The organism is Saccharospirillum mangrovi, assembly GCF_003367315.1.
Classification (GTDB): domain Bacteria; phylum Pseudomonadota; class Gammaproteobacteria; order Pseudomonadales; family Natronospirillaceae; genus Saccharospirillum; species Saccharospirillum mangrovi.
The window spans coordinates 981,100-1,003,308 of sequence record NZ_CP031415.1 but is presented as its reverse complement, the minus strand read 5'-3'; the positions used below and the strand labels follow the sequence as shown (position 1 = coordinate 1,003,308).

General features: G+C 58.5%; 18 protein-coding genes and 1 other RNA gene. All 19 read right to left on the bottom strand.

Annotation, left to right across the window (positions count from 1 at the left end):
• Nucleotide 1 precedes the first annotated feature (1 nt).
• Nucleotides 2–2,737 carry a preprotein translocase subunit SecA gene (gene secA / locus DW349_RS04745; protein WP_108126009.1) on the bottom strand — a complete coding sequence of 912 codons (2,736 nt, stop codon included), beginning with the start codon at nucleotides 2,735–2,737 and terminating at the stop codon, nucleotides 2–4.
• 165 nt (nucleotides 2,738–2,902) lie between these two features.
• Nucleotides 2,903–3,754: a M23 family metallopeptidase gene (locus DW349_RS04740; protein ID WP_269801844.1), complete on the bottom strand. Its 852-nt coding sequence runs from the start codon at nucleotides 3,752–3,754 to the stop codon at nucleotides 2,903–2,905.
• Nucleotides 3,755–3,836: 82 nt separating this feature from the next.
• Nucleotides 3,837–4,754 (bottom strand): UDP-3-O-acyl-N-acetylglucosamine deacetylase, encoded by a 918-nt coding sequence (lpxC, locus tag DW349_RS04735; protein ID WP_108126011.1) that lies wholly within the window; start codon nucleotides 4,752–4,754, stop codon nucleotides 3,837–3,839.
• A gap of 139 nt (nucleotides 4,755–4,893) precedes the next feature.
• Nucleotides 4,894–6,054 carry a cell division protein FtsZ gene (gene ftsZ / locus DW349_RS04730; RefSeq protein WP_108126108.1) on the bottom strand — a complete coding sequence of 387 codons (1,161 nt, stop codon included), beginning with the start codon at nucleotides 6,052–6,054 and terminating at the stop codon, nucleotides 4,894–4,896.
• Nucleotides 6,055–6,176: 122 nt separating this feature from the next.
• Entirely contained in the window at nucleotides 6,177–7,427 is a 1,251-nt protein-coding gene (gene ftsA, locus DW349_RS04725; RefSeq protein ID WP_108126012.1) for a cell division protein FtsA, read from the bottom strand.
• Between the two features lie 8 nt (nucleotides 7,428–7,435).
• Nucleotides 7,436–8,209, bottom strand: a complete 774-nt coding sequence (locus DW349_RS04720; RefSeq protein ID WP_108126013.1) for a cell division protein FtsQ/DivIB — start codon at nucleotides 8,207–8,209, stop codon at nucleotides 7,436–7,438.
• Nucleotides 8,206–9,135, bottom strand: a complete 930-nt coding sequence (locus DW349_RS04715; RefSeq protein ID WP_108126014.1) for a D-alanine--D-alanine ligase — start codon at nucleotides 9,133–9,135, stop codon at nucleotides 8,206–8,208. Before DW349_RS04715 ends, DW349_RS04720 begins: the two co-directional genes overlap by 4 nt.
• A complete protein-coding gene (murC, locus tag DW349_RS04710; RefSeq protein WP_108126015.1) occupies nucleotides 9,132–10,577 on the bottom strand; it encodes a UDP-N-acetylmuramate--L-alanine ligase in 1,446 nt (481 codons plus the stop codon). The genes DW349_RS04715 and murC overlap by 4 nt, the downstream gene beginning before the upstream one ends.
• A complete protein-coding gene (murG, locus tag DW349_RS04705) occupies nucleotides 10,574–11,653 on the bottom strand; it encodes an undecaprenyldiphospho-muramoylpentapeptide beta-N-acetylglucosaminyltransferase (protein ID WP_108126016.1) in 1,080 nt (359 codons plus the stop codon). Before murG ends, murC begins: the two co-directional genes overlap by 4 nt.
• Nucleotides 11,650–12,840, bottom strand: coding sequence for a putative lipid II flippase FtsW (gene ftsW / locus DW349_RS04700; protein ID WP_108126017.1), 1,191 nt, complete (start codon nucleotides 12,838–12,840; stop codon nucleotides 11,650–11,652). Before ftsW ends, murG begins: the two co-directional genes overlap by 4 nt.
• Nucleotides 12,837–14,171, bottom strand: coding sequence for a UDP-N-acetylmuramoyl-L-alanine--D-glutamate ligase (gene murD / locus DW349_RS04695; protein WP_108126018.1), 1,335 nt, complete (start codon nucleotides 14,169–14,171; stop codon nucleotides 12,837–12,839). Before murD ends, ftsW begins: the two co-directional genes overlap by 4 nt.
• A 1-nt stretch (nucleotide 14,172) precedes the next feature.
• Nucleotides 14,173–15,255 carry a phospho-N-acetylmuramoyl-pentapeptide-transferase gene (gene mraY, locus DW349_RS04690; RefSeq protein WP_108126019.1) on the bottom strand — a complete coding sequence of 361 codons (1,083 nt, stop codon included), beginning with the start codon at nucleotides 15,253–15,255 and terminating at the stop codon, nucleotides 14,173–14,175.
• Nucleotides 15,255–16,595: a UDP-N-acetylmuramoyl-tripeptide--D-alanyl-D-alanine ligase gene (locus DW349_RS04685; protein ID WP_157954370.1), complete on the bottom strand. Its 1,341-nt coding sequence runs from the start codon at nucleotides 16,593–16,595 to the stop codon at nucleotides 15,255–15,257. The genes mraY and DW349_RS04685 overlap by 1 nt, the downstream gene beginning before the upstream one ends.
• Nucleotides 16,585–18,030 (bottom strand): UDP-N-acetylmuramoyl-L-alanyl-D-glutamate--2,6-diaminopimelate ligase, encoded by a 1,446-nt coding sequence (locus DW349_RS04680; RefSeq protein ID WP_108126021.1) that lies wholly within the window; start codon nucleotides 18,028–18,030, stop codon nucleotides 16,585–16,587. Before DW349_RS04680 ends, DW349_RS04685 begins: the two co-directional genes overlap by 11 nt.
• Nucleotides 18,027–19,694, bottom strand: a complete 1,668-nt coding sequence (locus DW349_RS04675; protein ID WP_108126022.1) for a peptidoglycan D,D-transpeptidase FtsI family protein — start codon at nucleotides 19,692–19,694, stop codon at nucleotides 18,027–18,029. The genes DW349_RS04680 and DW349_RS04675 overlap by 4 nt, the downstream gene beginning before the upstream one ends.
• The gene (gene ftsL, locus DW349_RS04670) at nucleotides 19,695–20,000 is read right to left on the bottom strand and encodes a cell division protein FtsL (protein WP_108126023.1); all 306 of its coding nucleotides are present in this window, start codon (nucleotides 19,998–20,000) and stop codon (nucleotides 19,695–19,697) included.
• Nucleotides 20,000–20,938, bottom strand: coding sequence for a 16S rRNA (cytosine(1402)-N(4))-methyltransferase RsmH (gene rsmH, locus DW349_RS04665; RefSeq protein WP_108126024.1), 939 nt, complete (start codon nucleotides 20,936–20,938; stop codon nucleotides 20,000–20,002). The genes ftsL and rsmH overlap by 1 nt, the downstream gene beginning before the upstream one ends.
• Entirely contained in the window at nucleotides 20,935–21,390 is a 456-nt protein-coding gene (mraZ, locus tag DW349_RS04660; RefSeq protein WP_108126109.1) for a division/cell wall cluster transcriptional repressor MraZ, read from the bottom strand. Before mraZ ends, rsmH begins: the two co-directional genes overlap by 4 nt.
• A gap of 451 nt (nucleotides 21,391–21,841) precedes the next feature.
• Nucleotides 21,842–22,188, bottom strand: an RNA gene (gene rnpB, locus DW349_RS04655) — RNase P RNA component class A.
• Nucleotides 22,189–22,209: the final 21 nt, after the last annotated feature.

Below are 22,209 nucleotides of genomic sequence, written 5' to 3'. Positions count from 1 at the left end.
CTCAGTTCAACTTGCCGTGACAGTGCTTGTATTTCTTGCCGGAACCGCACGGGCACAGTTCGTTACGCCCGACTTTCTGGCCCTGGCGTGTTTGCGGTTGCGCGGTTGCAACGCCAGCCGGTTGATCAGCTGGCCCGGCATTGGCGTCAGCCATGGCCGAGGCTTGGGCGTGCTGGAAGCGCATCCGGGCCAGAGCGGCCTCACGACGCTTACGCTCTTCATCAGCGGCTTCTTCCGGTGTCCGCACCCGAACGTTCGACAAAATGCGAATGGTATCGGCCTTGACCTGCTCCAGCATGGACTGGAACAGCTCAAAGGATTCGCGTTTGTATTCCTGCTTGGGATTGCGCTGCGCGTAACCGCGCAAGTGAATGCCCTGACGCAAGTGGTCCATGTTGTACAAATGCTCTTTCCAATGTTGATCGAGCACCTGCAACATGACTTGCTTTTCAAATTGACGCAGCGCCTGAGCGCCCGCCACGGCTTCTTTTTCTTTGTAACGTTCGTGCACCGCTTGCTGAATTCGTTCGCGGACGCCTTCTTCGCTCAAATGGTCGTCATCATCCAGCCACTGTTGCACCGGCAGCTCGACGGCGAATTCACGCTGCAGCGCTTTTTCCAGTTCGGCAACGTCCCATTGTTCCGGCAAACTTTGCGGCGGGATGTAGTAACTGATTTCTGAATCGACGATATCGGTACGGATGTTGTCGATCACATCTTCGATGGATTCAGACGCCATCAGCTCATCGCGCTGCTGGTACACCACCTGACGTTGATCGTTGGCAACGTCGTCGTATTCCAACAACTGTTTACGAATATCGAAGTTGCGGTTCTCGACTTTGCGCTGTGCCTTCTCAATGGCGTTGGTCACCATCCGGGCTTCGATGGCTTCACCTTCTTTCATGCCCAGCGACTGCATCATGCCTTTCATGCGCGGCGGCATAAAAATGCGCATCAGGTTGTCTTCCATCGACAGGAAGAAACGCGACGAACCCTGATCGCCTTGACGACCGGCGCGACCACGCAACTGGTTGTCGATGCGTCGGCTTTCGTGGCGTTCGGTACCAATGATGTGTAAACCGCCCGCGTCCAACACCTGGCGGTTCAATTCCTGCCATTGGGCCTGAAGCTTATCGAGATCGGCCTGGCTCGGGTTGTCGAGTTTTTCGGCTTCGTTTTTCCAGTTACCACCCAGCACGATGTCGGTGCCTCGACCGGCCATGTTGGTGGCGATGGTCACCGCGCCGGGGCGACCGGCCTGAGCGATCACATCCGCTTCACGGTCGTGTTGCTTGGCGTTGAGTACGTTGTGTTCGATCTTGGCTTTCGTCAGCGCTTCGGAAATGCGTTCGGACGCTTCGACCGACGCGGTACCCACCAACACCGGCCTGCCTTTATCGCGCTCGGCAATGATGTCTTCGATAACGGCGTTGTATTTTTCCCGCTCGGTCAGATAGATGAGATCGTTTTTATCGGTACGGGACACCGGCTTGTTGGTCGGAATCACCACCACGTCCAGACCGTAGATCTGATTTAACTCAAAAGCTTCGGTGTCGGCAGTACCGGTCATACCGGACAATTTTTCGTACAGGCGGAAATAGTTCTGGAAGGTCGTGGAGGCCAGCGTCTGATTTTCTTTCTGAACCTGCAGGCCTTCTTTGGCTTCAACCGCCTGGTGCAGACCGTCGCTCCAGCGTCGACCCGGCATGGTACGGCCGGTGTGTTCGTCCACGATGATGACCTGGGCGTCCTGGACGATGTAATCGACATTGCGATGGAACAGGTGATGCGCTTTCAAGCCCGCTGTGACGTGATGGAACAGCAATAAGTTATGCGGTGCATAGAGCGATTCACCTTCCGGCAACAAGCCGGCCTGCTGCAACAGCTGCTCAATCTTTTCGTGGCCCTGCTCAGTCAACTCAATGGTGCGGTTCTTTTCATCGACCAGAAAATCACCCGCTTTCGCCTCTTCGCCTTCGTTGGCTTCATAGGCGCGGATGAGAGACGGGATCAGCTTGTTGATCTGCAGATAGCGTTCGCTGGAATCTTCCGCGGCACCGGAAATGATCAACGGCGTCCGGGCTTCATCGATCAGGATGGAGTCCACTTCATCGACAATGCCGTACGGCTGGCCGCGCTGATATTTGTCGGCCAGGCTGAACGCCATGTTGTCGCGCAGATAGTCAAAGCCGAATTCGTTGTTGGTGCCGTAAGTGATGTCAGCTTCGTAGGCAGCGCGTTTTTCAGCCGGTTCCTGGCGGGAAACCACCACGCCCACGCTCATACCCAGCGCTTCATAAAGTGGCCGCATCCATTCGGAATCGCGCCGCGCCAAATAATCGTTGACGGTGATGACGTGAACGCCCTTGCCGGGTAACGCATTGAGATAGACCGCCAAGGTGGCGACCAGTGTCTTACCTTCACCGGTTTTCATCTCGGCAATTTTGCCCGCGTGCAGCACCATGCCGCCGATCAACTGGACGTCAAAATGACGCAGTCCCAGCGTTCGACGGCTGGCTTCGCGAACCAGCGCAAAGGCTTCAGTCAGAAGGGAATCCAGTGTTTCACCCGTTTCCAGACGCTGACGAAACTCAGCGGTTTTAGCGCGAATGGCGTCATCGGAAAGAGCCTGCATGTCTGGCTCAAGGGCATTAATACGTTGAACTAAGCGGCTCAACCGCTTAACTTCGCGGTCGTTCTTGGTACCGACCACCTTTCGGATCAGAGTGGTGAACATAGGAAAGCGTCGTTTTTGGATTGGATTCAAAGACTTAAGTGGTGGCCCACTATACTGACTGCAAGTGCGTTTGTCTTTGAAATTGGCGAAGAATCAAAGGGATCCGATGTTCGCTGGAAGTGGAAGCGTTTTCGGCCGAGTACGAGGGTGCTCGGCCGAAAACGTTTAGAAGCGTGCGACGCGGTTGATGTATTCAGCCGGATCGACTGAACGGCCGCGGTGGTGAACCTCGAAGTGGGTGTGAGGACCGGTAGAACGACCGGTGCTACCCATCAATGCAATAACGTCATTTTTCTTAACGACATCACCCACATTGACCAGAATTTCCTTGGCGTGGCCATAGCGTGTGACATAACCATTACCGTGGTTAATCTCAACCAGGTTGCCGTAGCCGTATCGTTCACTGGCCCAGGTCACGACACCAGCAGCCACAGCGATGATGTTGGAACCATCTTTACCTGCAAAGTCGACACCGTCGTGCCAAGCCACTTCGCCGGTAAAGGGATCGTTCCGGTAACCATAACGGGAACTCATCCAGCCGCGCTCAATCGGACGACCAGCAACAAAGGTAGCGGACTGAATTTTACGATCACCCAACAACGAATTCAGTACCGAGAGTTGTTGCTCACGGTCGTCGATCATTGAAGAGAGGCTATCCAGAGCGCCAACGATATCAGGAGGGGTATAACTGCCCGCTTCGGTTTCAGGGCCACCGACGCCAGGCGGAATGGTGAAATCAAATTCGCCGTCATCCAGCTCAGCAACATCGACCAGACGTTCACCGAGCGCATCCAGTCGAGTCAAACGAGACTGCAATTCCGCCAATTTAACGGTGAGTGCTCGAATCTGTTCTTCAGTGTGAGCCCGCGTTCGGTCCAGTTCGCTTTCCTGACTGACCAAACGCTGCTGCCACTGTTTAACAGCCTGGATATCAATGATGGACGGCTCACTGGCGCGTATCCATTGAATGGACAGCACCGCCAAGGTGACCAAGCTGACAACGCCGAGTGTCAGCATCGTCACCAAAGCCGAAAATGTAATCGTTCGAGACCGACCGTGCCGTCGGCTAACCACTATGATGTTCATACCACAGTACTACCTAGCTTGTTGCCAGAACGGGCGCGTAAGCGATGGGCACGGATTCGGCCTCGCCCTCCTCAAAAGTAACAAACTCCCAAGCGTCTTCTTGCTTCAGCAGTTCGCGTAACAGGAGGTTATTCAACCCATGTCCGGATTTCACACCTGTGAAGCGACCAATCAGGCTGTGGCCCAACAGATACAGATCGCCAATCGCGTCCAACACCTTGTGTTTGACGAATTCATCTTCGTACCGCAGCCCATCTTCATTCAGGATTTTGTAGTCGTCAACCGCAATGGCGTTATTAACGCTGGCACCCAGGGCGAGATTATTGGCGCGCAGATATTCGAAATCGCGCATAAAACCAAAAGTACGGGCGCGGCTGATTTCTTTGACAAAGGCAGTCGTGGAAAAATCCAACTCAGCCGTTTGTACGCGATCACGAAAAACCGGATGGTCGAAATCGATTGTGAAACGGACCGAGAAACCCTCGTAAGGTTCAAAGCGGGCTTCTTTGTCACCATCGACAATAGAGACCGGCTTTTTAATACGAATAAAGCGTTTGGCTTTCGGTTGTTCTTCGATACCCGCCGATTGCAGCAGGAACACGAACGGGCCGGCACTGCCATCCATGATCGGCACTTCGGCAGCACTGACTTCTATATAGGCATTATCCACACCCAGGCCCGCACAGGCGGACAACAGGTGTTCAACGGTGTCGATGCTCACGTCACCCTGCACAAGCGTGGTGGACAAAGTGGTATCGCCCACATTCAGGGCGTGAGCAGGAATTTCCACCACCGGATCCAGATCGGTGCGGCAGAATACGATACCCGTGTCCACTGGCGCCGGTTTCAGCGTCAGGTACACCTTTTTACCTGTATGCAGGCCCACGCCGGTGGCGCGGATGGTGTTTTTCAGAGTGCGTTGCTTAACCATGGGGTGAATTGACCCTATAAAGTAAGTGGTTCCTTAGCCTGGGGGCGGCAGAATACCGTCTAACCTGTTCCAAGAGCGGGCATTCTAGCAGAACCCCAGCTGTGCACAAATGGTGCGCTGCACAACTATTAACCAGTTCTCAGTCCGCCTGACGTCGCAAAAACGCCGGGATGTCCAAATAGTCCAAATCCTTTGCACTGCGAACGGGCTTGGCGTCCTCTTCTGGTGCGGCCGGCTGGGCGTTTCGCACTGCCGTGGGGCGCTCCAGCTTTTTGTAATCCACACTGCCATCCGATTTGCGCGTGTTATCGACCGCAACCTTGGGCTTCACAGCACGAGCCTCACCCTGGCCAATCCCCGTTGCAACCACGGTCACACGGACTTCATCTTTCAGCTCAGGATCAATAACTGTGCCAATCACCACGGTGGCTTCTTCGGAGGCAAATTCCTCAATGGTGTTACCCACTTCGGTGAACTCATCCAGGCCCAAATCCACACCGGCTGAGATGTTCACCAGAATGCCGCGAGCACCAACCAGATCGACGTCTTCCAGCAACGGACTGCGGATCGCCATTTCGGCAGCACGCGCCGCGCGGTTTTCGCCTGATGCAATGCCGGAACCCATCATCGCCATGCCCATTTCAGACATCACGGTACGAACGTCGGCAAAGTCGAGGTTGATGGTGCCGGGACGAACGATCAGATCGGCTACGCCCTGTACCGCGTTTTGCAAGACGTTGTTGGCTTCGGAGAAAGCTTCCAGCAAGGTGACGTTCTTGCCCAGTACCGTCAGTAACTTTTCGTTGGGGATGGTGATCAGGGAGTCGACGTTTTCACGCAACATATCCAGACCTTCCATCGCCACTTTCATCCGGCGACGGCCTTCAAACGGGAACGGCTTGGTTACCACCGCCACCGCAAGAATACCGAGATCGCGCGCAACTTCTGCAACCACAGGAGCCGCACCGGTACCGGTACCGCCGCCCATGCCGGCGGTGATGAACACCATGTCGGCACCTTTAAGCACTTCAGCAATGCGCTCACGATCTTCCAGCGCCGCCTGACGACCCACTTCCGGGTTGGCACCGGCACCCAAACCTCGGGTGATGGCGTTGCCCAGCTGTAACTGAGTCGTCGCACCGACGCCACGCAACGCCTGGGCGTCGGTGTTGGCGCAAATGAATTCAACGCCATCGATTTTCGATTCCAGCATATGACGCACAGCGTTACCGCCGCCGCCGCCGCAACCGAATACTTTGATGACCGCGGATTGTGGCTGTTCATCGACCAGCGTGAACATGTCGCCACCGTTCATGTCGGTATCGTAGTTGGACATCTTCCTGCTCCTATCTTCGTGATATTCAATACGGACTCGCGTCCGTGCCCTGAATGCTGTCGTTAAAAATTGCTGTTAAAAACCGCTTAAAAATTGTCGGCAACCCACTGCTTAAAGCGCGCCCAACCGCCGAGTTCATCTTCGTTGTGACGCCCCTTGGATACCGCCTGCCCCGCACCACCGCTGTGCAGCTGCTTCAAGCCGTACTGCAGCAAGCCAACGCCAGTGGCGTGAATCGGGTTTGACACCACGTCAGACAAACCCGAGATGCCTTGCGGAATCGCCAGCCGGACCGGCACGTGAAACACTTCTTCGGCCAGTTCGACGGCGCCTTCCATCTTGGCGGTGCCGCCGGTCAACACGATGCCGGCCGGGATCATGTCTTCGAAACCGCTGCGACGCAGTTCCGCCTTAACCAGGTTGAACAACTCTTCGTAGCGCGGCTCGACCACTTCAGCCAACGCCTGACGCGTCAGTTCGCGCGGACTGCGATCACCGACCGACGGCACCTTGATGGTTTCGTGCTCGCCCGCCAGTTGCGACAGCGCACAGGCGTATTTGATCTTGATTTCTTCGGCATGCTGCGTCGGTGTTGCGAACGCCATGGCGATGTCATTGGTCACCTGATCGCCGGCAATCGGAATCACCGCCGTGTGGCGAATCGCGCCTTCGGTGAAGATCGCCATATCGGTGGTGCCGCCGCCGATGTCGACCATGCACACGCCCAATTCTTTTTCATCATCAGTCAGTACCGATTGTGACGAAGCCAGTTGCTCGAGAATGATCTGATCCACTTCCAGACCGCAGCGGCGCACACATTTTTCGATGTTCTGCACTGCATTCTGCGCACCGGTCACCAGATGCACCTTGGCCTCCAGACGCACACCGAACATGCCCAGCGGCTCTTTGATGCCTTCCTGGTTATCGATGATGTATTCCTGCGGCAGGATGTGCAGGATCTTCTGGTCCGCCGGAATCGCGACCGCCTGAGCGGCATCAATTACCCGTTCCAGATCTGCCTCGATCACTTCTTTCTCTTTGATCGCGACAATGCCGTGACTGTTCAGGCTGTTGATGTGGCTGCCGGCAATGCCGACGTAGACCGAATGAATGTCACAGCCGGACATCAGTTCAGCCTCTTCCACCGCGCGCTGAATGCTCTGCACGGTCGATTCAATGTTGACCACCACGCCTTTCTTCAGCCCGCGCGACGGATGCGAACCGAGACCGACAATCTCGATGCCGCCGTCCGCCGTCACCGTACCGACGATGGCGACCACCTTGGACGTGCCAATGTCCAGGCCGACGATCAATTTTCCCTTCAACGGCGATGTCATGATTCACCTCAAGCCGATGGTTCGCGATTCGCCCGCCGCCCGACGGCCACACCGTTCGGGTAACGAGCGTCTATATAGTCAATCTCTGTCAGGTTCAGTGGGCTGCGTTCGAGCAGCGCCACCACCCGAGTGGTCCGGTCCAGCATGTCGCTGGAACCCAGCGCCACTTCAATGCCGTTGTCCAACTGCAAATCCCAGGCGCCGCGCGGATGCATGCGCACACCCGCCAGACGCACACCCGAGTCGACGAAGACGCGGGAATATTGCAGGTACTGATCCATGACCCGCTTGGCCTGCCCCTCCGGCCCGCGCAAATCGGCCAGTACCAGATCCGCCACTGGCCGCGTCAGCGGTTCGCCATCGCTGTTCAGCACCTGCTCGCCGTTCCAGCGGGCGACCGGCTGGTGTTCATCAATATGAATCTGCAACCGATCCGGCCATTCTTTGCTGACCCGGGCGTCCGACACCCAGGGCAACGCTTCCAAATCTTTGCGCACCGCTTCGGGCGAAATCAGCAGCAGGCTGCGGCCCTGATAGTGCGAAAGGGTCTGGTCCAGATCGGCACGGCTCTGATAAATCAGCACTTCGTCCAACTGCCAATCGTTCAACGCCATCGGCTGCCAGCTCACTTCCAGGCCCACCAACCAACGGCCAACCGTAATCACCAACGCCAAAGCGATACCGCCCAGTAACGCCCGCGAGCCATAACGCAAAGGCCGCCGCCAGTTCAGCGGCTGCCGGCGCACGGTGGCGCCCTGTTTGCGTTTGCGGGCGTCGTTCATTTCGGCAGCACCACCGTCGCCAGAATTTCATGCATCAATTGCGGCAACTCCCAGCCGTGCGCCCGCGATGCCTTGGGCAGCAAGCTGTGATCGGTCATGCCCGGAATGGTGTTCACTTCCAGCACCATGGCCTGACCGGCCTCATCCATCATCAAATCCACCCGACCCCAGCCGTAACAGCCGAGCGCGCGGAATGCCTGCAACGCCAGTTCTTTGATCGCCGCTTCGCGCTGCGCATCCAGGCCGCATGGCAGGAAGTAGCGGGTGTCGTCGGACAAGTATTTGGCGTTGTAGTCGTAGAACGTATTGGCCGCTTCCAGTCGAATCGGCGGCAAGGCAATGTCGCCAACGATGCCGATGGTGTATTCGCTGCCAGCGATGAACTGTTCGATCATCACTTCGCTGTCGAAACGAAACGCTTCGGTGCAGGCAGCGGCCAGTTGTTCGGCCGAATCAACACGGCTCATGCCGATGCTGGAACCTTCGTGCACCGGCTTCACCATGACCGGATATTCCAGTTGTGTTTGCAGCGCTTCGCGCTCGGCGTCGGAGCGAATCACCGCGAACGGCGGCGTGGCGACACCAGCGCTGGCAAACACCCACTTGGCGCGCAATTTGTCCATCGCCAGCGCCGAACCGAGCACACCACTGCCGACGTATGGCAGCCGATGCCACTCCAGCAAACCCTGGATCTGCCCGTCTTCACCGCCACGACCGTGCAGCATCGGGAAGACCACATCGACGTCCAACTGGCCGATCCACTCAACCAGCGCCGCTTTATCCGTCACATCGTGCGTGACAACGTCGTAGCCGGCGTCTTTGAGTGCCTGGATCACCGTCATGCCGCTGTTCAAAGCGACCTCGCGTTCGGCCGACAGGCCGCCGTACGGCACCGCCACGCGATTGAATTGTTTGCCCGCCGTCATGCTTTAAACCCCAATTGAGCGTGCGCGATTTCCGCCGACAGCGCGCCGACATCGCCCGCGCCCTGAGTCAGCAGCAAATCGCCGTCCTGCAAAATATCCGGCAAGGCGGCCAGCACCTTGTCGCGGTGTTCGATGAAAATCGGTTCGACCTTGCCGCGCATGCGCAAACTGCGGCTCAGGCTGCGGCCATCGGCGCCGGGAATCGGTTCTTCGCCAGCGGCGTAGACGTCGAGCAACAGCAGCACGTCAACCTTGGACAGCACATCGACAAAGTCTTCGTACAGATCGCGCGTGCGGCTGTAGCGGTGTGGTTGGAACAGCACCACCAACCGCTTGTCCGGCCAGCCGCGACGAATCGCATCGAAGGTCACCGCCAGTTCACGCGGGTGATGGCCGTAGTCGTCGACCAACATGACTTTGCCGCCAGGAATGGCGAATTCGCCCTGCACCTGGAAACGGCGGCCGACGCCGTCGAATTCGTTCAGACCGGCCTGAATGCCTTCGTCCGACACACCTTCGTCACTGGCGACGGCAATCACCGCCAGGGCGTTCAGTACGTTGTGGTCGCCCGGCATGTGCAGCGCAATGTCGAGCGGCGACTGACCCGCCGGACGCTCCACTTTGAAGTAAGTCACCATGCCTTGCTGACGGACGTTCACCGCCCGGTAGTCGGCCTCGTCACTGAATCCGTAGGTGACGAACTGCCGACTCAGGCGCGGCAGAATGGAGCGCACGTGTTCGTCGTCGATGCACAGCACCGCCAAACCGTAAAACGGCAGGTTGTGCAGGAATTGGATGTAGGTGTCTTTGAGCCGTTCGAAGTCGCCTTCGTAGGTGCCCATGTGATCGGCATCGATGTTGGTGACGATGGCGGTCATCGGTTGCAGATGCAGAAACGACGCATCGCTTTCATCGGCTTCAGCGACCAGATAACGACTGGTGCCCAAGCGCGCATTGGCACCGGCGCTGTTCAGTTTGCCGCCAATCACAAAGGTCGGGTCCAGGCCGCCTTTGGCCATGACCGACGCCATCAAAGAGGTTGTGGTGGTTTTGCCGTGCGTACCGGCAATGGCAATGCCGTGGCGATAACGCATCAACTCCGCCAGCATTTCGGCGCGACGCACCACCGGCACGCGGCGATCCAGCGCCCACTTCACTTCCGGGTTGGCCGGATTGATCGCGCTGGACACCACCACGACATCGGCGCCGCTGACGTTGCTTTCGTCATGGCCGTAAAACACCGTCATGCCCAGGTCTTCCAGGCGCTTGGTGACGGCACTCAGTTTCAAATCCGAACCGCTGATCGCATAGCCCTGGTTGTGCAACACCTCGGCGATGCCGCACATGCCTGCGCCACCGATGCCGATAAAATGAATGCGGCGAATGCGGCGCATCTCCGGAATTGGAAATTCCTGGCCGTTGTTCAAATCCAGACGCGTCATGCGGCTTGCTCCACTAAAATTTCATCGACGACCCGAACCACACGCCGGGCCGAATCACGTATTCCCAAACGCCAGCAACGCTGGGCGCCGGCCTTCAATTCGTCGCGGTGAGCGTGCCAATAGGCCAGTCGCTCACCCAGGCTGTCGGCGGTCAAATCCGCCTGATCACACAACTCCGCAGCCTGTTCTGAAACCAGCCAATCGGCGTTGCGATACTGTTGGCGATCCTTGTGCCAGGGGTACGGCACCAACAGGCTGTACACCCCAACGGCCGCCAGTTCCGACACCGTTGACGCACCGCTGCGGCAAATCACCAGATCGGCCCACTGATAGGCCTTCGCCATGTCGTCAACAAACTCGACCACGCTCGCCTCAACCCCGGCCTGGCTATAGGCCGCCTGAGTTTCGTTAGCCTTACCACGCCCGGCCTGATGCCAGACTTCCGGCTGCTGGGTCGAGCTCAATGTCGCCATCGCCGCCGGCACGGTTTCGTTCAACGCCTGAGCACCCTGACTGCCGCCCATCACCAAAACCCGCAACCGACTGTGGCCGCCCAAACCGCGCTCAGCCGGCGGTGCCAATTGCGTCAGCGCCTGCCGTACCGGATTACCGACCACTTCGACATCGCCGACAAAGGTGCGCGGAAACGCCTGCAACAGACGCGTCGCACGCTTGGCCAACTTGGCGTTGGTCAAACCCGGCACGCCGTTTTGTTCGTGCAATACCAGCGGAATGCCACGCAACAGCGCCGCAACGCCGCCCGGTGCCGAGGCATAGCCGCCAAAGCCGATCACCGCCGCTGGCTTTAATCGACCCAACAAACCCAACGCCTGCATCAGCGCGCCGAGCAAATTAAACGGTGCAGTCACCTTGCGCAGCAGACCGCCGCCTTGCCAGGCGGTCACACCCAAAGTGTGCAGATCAAAACCCGCGCGCGGCACCAAATCGGTTTCCATACCGCGCTTAGCACCCAGCCAACTCACCTGATAGCCCTCGGCCTGCAAGGCTTCGGCAACGGCCATGGCCGGGAAAATATGGCCACCGGTGCCACCGGCCATGATCAGGATGCGACTCATGACGTCGCCTCCTCGGCATCACGTGCCAGGGCTTCGCCGTAGACGCGATTAACCAACGCCAGCAGCGACAAACAAATCAGCAGACTGGTGCCGCCGGATGACAAAAACGGCAGCGTCAAACCCTTGGTCGGCAACAGGCCGGTGTTCACGCCGATGTTGATCAGCACCTGAATCGCGAACAGCAAACCGATGCCATAACTGACAAAGGCGCCAAACAAATAACCTTTGCGCTCGGCCAGGCGGGCGATGAAAAACATCCGCTGAATCAAAATGCCAAACAGCACCAAAACCGACAGCACACCGACCAGACCCAGTTCTTCACCGACGATGGCGAGAATGAAATCGTTGTGCGCTTCGGGCAGGTAAAACAGTTTCTGCATCGAATTACCGAGGCCGACGCCGAACCATTCGCCACGCCCAAAAGCGATCAACGATTGCGTCAGCTGATAGCCGCTGCCGTACACATTTTCCGCCGACCAAGGGTCCAGGAACGCCAGTACGCGCCGCACCCGATACGTCTGCGACGCCACCATGATGGTGATGGCGCCACTGGCGGCGAGAATCGCCAGGAAGAATTGCCCGGCCTTCACGCCACCCAAAAACAACATGCCGAGAATGGTGCCGAGCACCACCACCACCGTGCCGAAATCCGGCTCCAGCAACAGCAGCATGATCATCACCGACATCACCAACAGTGGTTTCACAAAGCCCGACAACTGGGTCATGACTTCATCGCGACGCCGCACCAGATACGCCGAGACGTACAAAATGATGGCGCCTTTACCCAACTCCGACGGCTGGAAGCCGAACGGGCCTAAATCGATCCAGCGCCAGCTGCCTTTTACTTCGCGGCCGACACCCGGAATCAGCACGATCACCAACAGCAACAAAGCCGCAATCAGAAACACACCACTCAACCGCTGCCACACCACCATGGGCACCACCGACACCAGTGCAGCCAGCATGACGCCGAGGGCGAGATACATCAGATGCCGCAAGGTGTAGTGATACGGCACACCGAAATTCTGCTGACTGATGTCGATGGACGCCGAGGCGATCATCACCACACCCAGAATCAATAGCGTGATGCTGCTGCCGAGCAACCAGCGGTCACCGCGCCACAGCGGTTGATAGGCGGCGCTGAGTCGGTCGGTCAGTAACGGAAATGAACGCGCTTGTGCGGTCATGCCAGCGCCTCCACCAGAGCGCGGAACTGCTCGCCTCTGTGTTCGAAATTGCGAAATTGATCGAAGCTGGCGCAGGCCGGCGACAACAATACAGTGTCACCATCGCTGGCGCTTTGATGCGCCGCTGTTAATGCGTCCTGCATTGTATCCAGGCGTTGCGTCAGCGGGCCGATGGCCGCCGCCAGCAAATCGCCATCTTCGCCGTAAGCAAAAACCGCCTTGCACAATTCATTAACCGGCGCTGCCAGCGGCGCGAAATCCGCGTCTTTGCCCTGGCCGCCAACCAACAAAATCAGCGTGCCCGGTGCTTCGCGACCCAGGCCTTCGACCGCCGCCAGCGTCGCGCCGACGTTGGTGCCTTTGGAATCGTTGACGTAGCGCACGCCCGCTTTGGTGGCCACCAATTCACAGCGATGCGGCAAACCTTTGAAGCGGCGCAGCGAGGCCAGAATGGCTTCTTGCGGCAAGCCAACAGCGCTGGCTAACGCCACACTCGCCAGGGCGTTAGCGAGATTGTGTCGACCGGGTAATGCCACCTCACTCGCCGGCAGCAACGGTTGTTCGCCCTGCGCCAGGCAAAGATCGCCAGCGACGTCGACCAAACCAAAATCGTCGCCCTTGGGAGCGTCCAGACCAAAAGACCGCGCCGGTGTTTCCAGCGACGCTTGCGTCAGTGCATCGGCGCGGTTGAACACCACTTGCTGCGCGCCGCGATAGATGCGCAGCTTGGCCTGCCGATAGGCCTCGTAACTGTCGTAACGGTCGAGATGGTCTTCGCTGACGTTCAACACCGTCGCCACGCTCGACACCAAAGGCGGCAGCAATTCCAACTGAAAACTCGACAGTTCGAGAATCGCCAGATCGGCTGGTTCATCGAGCAATTCCAGCGCCGGCTTGCCCAGATTGCCGCCGACGACATAAGCCTTGTTCGCCAGCCGAGCCATATCGGCCACCCAGGAAGTAACCGTCGATTTGGCGTTGGAGCCGGTGATCAGCACCAGCTGGCCGGTAAAATTCTGGTGAAACAATTCGATGTCCGACGTGACCGGCACACCGGCATCGATGGCTGCCTTAATCGCCGGTGTTGCCAGCGGCACACCCGGGCTCATCACCAGAATGTCGGCGCTTTTTAATTGTTCCGCCGAGAACGCGCCCGTGGTCAGTTCGACATCGGGAAAATCGCGCTGTAACACATCCAGTCCCGGCGGTGTGGCGCGACTGTCGACCACCGCCACGCTCTGGCCGCGCGCGCGCAAAAAGCGCACACAGGACAAGCCTGTGGCACCCAAGCCGACGACCAGATAATTGCGTGTAGCAGTGATCACATTCATCTCAACGAATCTTCAACGTAGCCAGACCGACCAGCACCAAAATTACGGTGATGATCCAAAAACGCACAATGACCCGAGGCTCGGGCCAGCCTTTCAATTCATAGTGGTGATGCAACGGCGCCATGCGGAAAATGCGGCGGCCGGTCAACTTGAACGACGCGACTTGCAGAATCACCGACAGGGTTTCCGCAACGAAGACACCGCCCATGATGAACAGCACCAATTCCTGCCGCACGATGACGGCAATCACACCCAGGGCCGCACCCAGAGCCAGTGAACCGACATCGCCCATAAACACCTGCGCCGGGTAGGTGTTAAACCAAAGAAAACCCAGCCCCGACCCAACCATGGCGCCGCAAAGTACGATTAATTCACCGGCACCCAGCACATACGGAATCTGCAAATAATCGGAATAAACGCTGTTACCCGCGACGTAGGCGAACACGCCCAGGGCACCGGCGATCAACACCGTCGGCAGAATCGCCAGACCATCCAGACCGTCGGTCAGATTGACCGCGTTGGACGTACCGACGATGACGAAATAAGTCAGCACCACGAAGAAGGCGCCTAGAGAAATCGCCACTTCTTTAAAGAACGGCACATATAGAGTGTTTTCAACGGTGCCGCCTGCGGTCAGAAACAACGCCAGGGCGGCACCCAGACCGAACATCGATTGCGCCAGATATTTGGTACGCGCCGGCAAGCCCTTGCTGTTGCGTTTGACGACTTTGAGGTAGTCGTCCACCCAACCGATGATGCCGAAACCGGCGGTCACACCGATGGTGATCCAGACGTAGCGATTGCTCAGGTCCGACCACAACAAGGCGGAAATAACGATGGAAATCAGAATCAGCGCGCCGCCCATGGTGGGCGTGCCGGCTTTGCTCAAATGCGTTTGCGGACCATCGCTGCGCACCGACTGACCAATCTGATATTGGCGCAACGTGCGGATCAGCCAGGGGCCTAACAGCAAAGACACACCCAGCGCGGTCAACACGCCGAAAATGGCGCGCAGTGTCAGGTACTGCAACACGGAAAAACCGCTGTGCAGTTCCATCAAAAAAGGCGTCAACCAAACAAACATCAGGCTTTCCTTCTCAGGGTTTCAACCACCCTTTCCATGGCCGCGCTGCGTGATCCTTTCACCAACACCGCGGTCTTTTCAGTCAGACGGGATGGCAACGCCGCCACCAGTCGATCCAGCGATTCAAAATGTTCACCACCGAAGGCCGCGCTGGTCGCCTGGGACAAATTGCCCAGCGTCCAGACATCGCGGATGCGACCTTTAGCGTAACGCCCAACGTCGGCGTGTAATTCGTTGGCATCGGTACCGAGTTCGGCCATATCGCCGAGCACCAGCACCGTGTCGTCACTCGTTTCACTCAGCACATCGATGGCTGCGCGCACCGACGCCGGATTGGCGTTGTAGGAATCGTCCACCAGCAAACCACCGTGCAACGATGGCAACGGCTGCAACCGTCCCGGTTCGGGCTGCATACGCGCCAGACCCAGAACGATCGATTTAAGCGACATCCCCGCCACCCAGGCCGTGGCCGCAGCGGCGGCGGCATTCAACGCCATGTGCCGACCCAGCATGGGCCAGCGCACTTCGATTTCGCCTTCCGGCAATGTCACTTGAAAGATCGAGCCGAAACCGGTGGCGACGTAACTGTCCAGACGCACCTCGGCCTCGGCCGACTGACCAAAACGCAACACCGAACGAGAGCCAGCGCGTTCGCGCCACTGCGCAAAGGCCGGGTCGTCGCAATTCAATACGCAATGACCATCCGCCAGAGTGCCGTCAATGATTTCGCCCTTGGCCTGACGCACGCCATCCAGGCCACCGAAGCCTTCGGAATGGGCTTCGGATGCGTTCAGTAACAGGCTGATGTACGGCTGACTGAACCCCGCCGTCCAGGCAATTTCGCCCTGAGCGTTAGCGCCCAACTCGAGCAGCACGCGACGATGTTCGTCGTTAATTCGAAACCAGGTTTTGGGTACGCCGATGTCGTTATTGAAGTTGCCAGCGGTAGCCAGCAGCCCGGCGTCCTGTTCAAAAATGCGTTGCAGCATCGCTCGGGTTGAGGTTTTGCCGGCGCTGCCGGTTAACGCGATCACCTGACCCGGAAACGCCTGCCGCAGCAGACCAGCCAGTTGTCCCAATGCCAGCCGCGTATCCGGCACAATAAGTTGCGGTGCATCGACCGGCATTTCCTGTTCAACCACGATGGCCGCTGCGCCTTGCTTGAGCGCGGCCTCAACGTAGCTGTGGCCGTCAAACTGCTCGCCTTTGAGCGCGACATAGACATCACCCGGCGTCAGTTCGCGGCTATCGGTCGATACCTGACCGACTACTTGATCATTGCCCAACAAACGCCCGTTGGCGGCACTCGCCCACTGGCTCAGACGCGGCTCAGTCCACATGGTGCGCCTCCTGCCAGTCACGAACCGTTTGCTGGTCGGAGAAGTCATGACGCACGCCGGCGATTTCCTGATACGCCTCGTGACCTTTGCCAGCGATCAACACCACATCGTCTTCGCCGGTGCGGTTCAGGGTGTCGTAAATGGCCTGGCGGCGGTCAGCGATGACGGTCACTTTTTCCGGCGCGACAAAGCCAGCACGGATGTCGGCCAGAATGCTGGCGGACGATTCCGAACGCGGGTTGTCGTCGGTGATCACCACAAAGTCGGCACCGGCTTCCGCCACGGCGGCCATTTCCGGTCGCTTGCCGCGATCACGATCGCCACCGCAACCGAAGATAACGCCGAGCCGGCCTTGAACATGATCACGGCAAGCGGCCAGCGCTTTTTCCAACGCATCCGGTGTGTGGGCGTAATCGACCACCACAGTAGCGCCGTCGCGCAAGGCGATTTTTTCCATCCGGCCGCTGACAGGGCGCAGGTTCGACAACACCCGCGCTGCCGTCGACAGCGGTACGTTTTCGCACAACAGGACTGCGAAGGCGGCCAGAGCATTGCTGAGGTTAAAGCGACCCAGCAATGGCAAATTCAGTTCGGCTTCGCCCCAGGGCGTGGCAACGCGCGCGTCCAAGCCGGTCGGGTGACAGCGGTAAGCGATAACGCGCACATCGGCCTCGGCGGATTCGCCGTAAGTCAGCACCTGTTCGGCCTGAATGCTGTCGCGATGTTCGCGCACCCAGGCGTCGTCCAGATTCACCACCGCATTGACCAGACCTGGCCACTGGAACAGCCGCCATTTGGCGTTGCCGTAGTTTTCCATGGTGCCGTGGTAATCCAGATGGTCGCGGCTGAGGTTGGTGAACACAGCGGTGCGATAACACACGCTGTCGACCCGACCCTGATCCAGACCGTGCGACGACACTTCCATGGCGCAATAGCGACCGCCCTGCACGTACTGACGCGACAGTTCTTTGTGCAGTCGAATCACATCCGGCGTGGTGTTCTGGGTTTGCTGCAACGCGCCCCACAAACCCTGGCCGTTGGTGCCGATGATGCCGCAGCGGCGGCCAAGGAAATCGAAAGACTGAGCGATGTACTGGCAGGTCGACGTCTTACCGTTGGTGCCGGTAATGCCGATCATATTCAGCTGTTCGGACGGCGCCTCGAAAAACCGATGCGCCAGTTCGCCCAAGCGAGCGCGCAAATCGGCAAACACCACAACCGGCACGGCGAGTTCGCCCACCGGGTGTTCGGCCAACACGGCTACGGCACCGGCGTTGATAGCGGCGTCGATGTAATCGTGGCCGTCCACCGCGCTGCCTTTGAGCGCCACGAAGACACTGCCGCGACGCACTTCGCGGCTGTCGAGCGTCAAATCGAGCGCTTTCACGCCGGCCAATTCGGGATGATCGGGCAACCAGGTTGAGAGCAGAATCATGAGCCACTCTCCAGGCGCGCTTGCGCCGGTATGCGGTCGGGCTGAATGCCGAGCAGCGGCAATGCCTGATTCATGATGCCGCGGAACACCGGCGCGGGAACTTCGCCGCCGTAATAGTGGTCGGTCGGCGGTTCATTGATCACCACCACCGTCACGACTTGCGGATCATGCGCCGGAGCGATGCCGACGAACGACGAAATGTATTTTTGATCTTCGTAACCCTGCTCGCCGACTTTGTGCACCGTGCCGGTTTTGCCGGCCACACTGTACCAATCGAGCGCAGCGCGACTGCCGGTGCCAGCGGGCGTAACCACGGTTTCCATCATCGTCAGCACTTCATGCGCCACTTCCGGCGACACCACTTGCTCGCCCGGACGCACCGGCGTATCGAGCAAAATGCGCGCGTTCACGCGGCGGCCATCGTTCGCCAAGGTTGCGTACGCCTGCGCCAGTTGCAGCGGCGTAACGGCCAGACCATATCCGTACGACAGCGCGCCCTGTTCAACCGGTCGCCAGTTCAGCGGATTGGGCAAACGTCCGGTCGCTTCGCCGGGGTAACCGATGCCGGTGGTCTGACCCAGACCCAGGCCATAGAAGGTTTCCCACATCTGTTGACCGTCGAGCTGCATCGCCACCCGGGCCATGCCGACGTTACTGGATTTGGTGATGATGCCGGTCAGATCGAGCCGGCCGTAATTGCGGAAATCGCGAATGGTGTATTCGCCCAGACGCAAATAGCCCGGCGAGGTATCGATCACATCAGTTGGCACAAACTGACCGCTGTCCAGCGCGGTCGCCATGCTTAAAGGTTTCATAACGGAGCCAGGTTCGAACTGGTCGGTCATGGCGCGGTTGCGCGTCGCGACCGGCAACAGCTGGCTGCGATCGTTGGGGTTAAAACCGGGTTGATTGACCATGGCGAGTACGTCGCCTGTTGCCACGTCCATCACTACGGCCGAACCGCCGCGCGCGCCAAATTGCGTGACGGCTTTTTTCAGTTCGCGGTAGGCCAGATATTGCAGTCGCAGATCAATGGTCAGACTCAGATCGCGACCCGGTTCCGGTGCCTGAAGTTCACCGACATCACGCACTGCCCGGCCGAGCAAATCACGAATCACTTCTTTGCGGCCGGGTTCGGATCGCAACTGATTTTCGAACGCCAGCTCAACGCCTTCCTGGCCCTGGTCATCGACATCGGTAAAGCCGACGACATGCGCCGCCACTTCGCCGGCGGGGTAGAAGCGTTTGTATTCGGTCAGCCCGTACACGCCAGCAATGTCGTAATCGAGAATGCGCTCGGCGGCTTCCGGCGACAGATGTCGGCTGACGTACATAAAGGCCCGATGTTGCTGACGCCGGGCCGCCAGGGTGCGCACCGGCACGTCGGCCGCCTCAGCCAGCGTGGGTAAATCTTCTTCGCGCAGTTCACGCGGATCGGCCCAAACCGATACCACCGGCGTACTCACCGCCACCGGCTCGCCGTGGCGATCGGTCAACATGCCACGCGGGGCGTTCACCACTTCAATGCGTTGCCAGCGCGAGGTGCCCTGGTCGATCAGAAAGTCCTTATCAAGCACCTGCAAACTGACGACGCGCCAAACCACCAGCGCCACCAGGGCCGCCAGTACGGTTTGCACGAAATAGAATCGCCAGTTCGCCAACATTTAACGACTTGCCTCTTGCTCGTTTTGTGCCCGGCCCAACCAACGCACCTGGTCACTGCCGGGTTCGGTCATCTTTAATTGCTCACGCGCCAGCCGCTCGACCCGCGCTGGCGATGAAAACGCACTCTCTTCCAACAGTAAGCGGCCCCACTGCTCTTCCAGCGATTGCCCCTGCTGACGCATTGACTCCAACTGGGCGTAGCGCACGCGACTTTGATAAGTCACGCCCACCACCGAAAACGCCGATACCAACACCAGCACCAACAACACCAGCGTGAGCAGACGGCGCGGCCAGGGCGTCGCCATCACAACTTCTCTGCCACTCTTAAGGTGGCACTGCGCGAGCGTTGGTTGACGGCGATTTCTGCTTCCGTCGGCCGAACGGCCTTGCCGATGCGCTTCATTTTCCGATCAATAGCGCTGTCCAGAATCGGCAAGCCCGGCGGCAATTCCGGCCCTTGCTCGGCTTCGCGCATAAACTGCTTCACCTGGCGGTCTTCCAGGCTGTGAAAACTGATCACGGCCAGTCGTCCGCCCGGCGCCAGAATCTCCACAGCGTCTGCCAGCAATGCTTGCAGATCGTTCAATTCCTGATTGATGTGAATGCGAATCGCCTGAAAGCTGCGCGTCGCCGGATGCTTGTGGCGCTCCCAGGCCGGATGCGCCTCGGCAATTACTTCGGCCAGTTGCAAGGTGCGCGTCAGCGGTTCGTTTTCCCGTACCCGCAAGATGGCGCGCGCGATGCGTCGGCTGTAACGTTCATCGCCGTAGCGATACAACACATCCGCCAATTCGGTTTCGCTCACCCGAGCCAGCCAGTCGGCGGCGCTTTCGCCCTGAGTCGGGTCCATGCGCATATCGAGCGGGCCGTCGGCACGGAAACTGAACCCGCGCTCGGCGTCGTCCAGTTGCGGCGACGACACGCCCAAATCCAGCAACAGACCGCACACCTGACCCACCAGCCCCAGTGCTTTCAATTCGTTTTTCAGTTCGGCAAAGCTGGCGTGACAGACAGTGACGCGCGCATCGTCAGCGGCTAACTGCTGCGCCTGTTCAATGGCTTGCGGGTCTTTGTCGACCACCACCAAACGGCCGTCGCCGGCCAAACGCGTCAAAATCAGCCGGCTGTGACCGCCACGACCAAAGGTGCCATCCACATAAACGCCGCCGTCGACCGCCAGGGCGTCCACCGCTTCTTGCAGCAGTACCGTTTCGTGGCTGAATTGGCCGGGATCGACGGTCACAATGAAATTTGCTCCAGCTCGGCGGTGAGAGTGTCTTCGTCACCCGCCTCATCCAAATACGCATCACGGGTCTGAGCCCATTGCTCTTCAGACCAGAGTTCAAACTTATTGCCCTGCCCTAACAGCACGACCTTTTTATCCAGCCCGGCGTAATCGCGCAGCGGCGGCGGCACCAGTACGCGACCGGAGGCGTCCATCTCAACGTCGGTCGCGTGGCCGACCAACAACCGCTGAATGCGACGCGCGGCTTTATTAAAGCTGGATAACGCAGAAATTTTTTCCTGAATGACTTCCCATTCCGACAGCGGATAAATCAGCAAACAACGCGCTTCGGTATCGATGGTGGTTACCAGGGCACCTTCGGCCATCGATTGCAGCAAAGCGCGATAACGACTGGGCACGGCAATACGACCCTTGGCGTCTAACGCCAGGGTGTGTACGCCCCGCAACATCATCGTTTGATTTCCAGCCATCTCGGTTTGATCCGCGCTTTGTCGTTCGGCGACGGGTTAGTGGTCGCTAACAGCACCAAAAACCCACTTTCTGCCACTTTTCTCCACAATGCGACACTATAGGAGGCGCAACTGCCACAAGCAAGTGGTCACTAGCCGGGAAAGCCAAAAAAAAAGCTGTCAAAACAGAAGGTTAGGAAGTGGCTCACAGTCCCCGAACAAAAGTTAGCAAGCACTAACGACACAAAGCGCCGCAAGCGAGCCAAGTTAGCTTTGGAAGTTAAAGTGATTTATCAGGTCAAAGACTGTTTTCGAATGAATCTGAGGAGTTTGATAAGCAGAGGGAGCTAAAAACGAGAGACGAGAGACGAGAGACGAGAGACGAGAGACGAGAGACGCTAACTCAGCGTTTAGCGTCAGCGCAGCGTGCGTCTAGCGTCTCCCATTAAAAAAGGCGAGCTGGCCGATAAGCCGGGTTCTGTCGTGGACAGTCATTCATCTAGCCCTGACGTCACCGTCAGGATCAAGCAGCCTACCCGGTCCCGGCGCGGGCCACGCCTGTGTGGGACTCTATTTGGCCTTGCTCCGAGTGGGGTTTACCATCGCCGTCTCTGTTACCAGAGCCGCGGTGCGCTCTTACCGCACCTTTTCACCCTTACCGCTCGCAAGCGAACGGCGGTTTCCTTTCTGTTGCACTTTCCGTCGGCTTTCGCCGCCCAGACGTTATCTGGCACCCTGCCCTATGGAGCCCGGACTTTCCTCCCCTTCTTTCGAAGCGGCGACTGCCTGGCCAGCTCGCGCGGGCACAATACGGGTTTG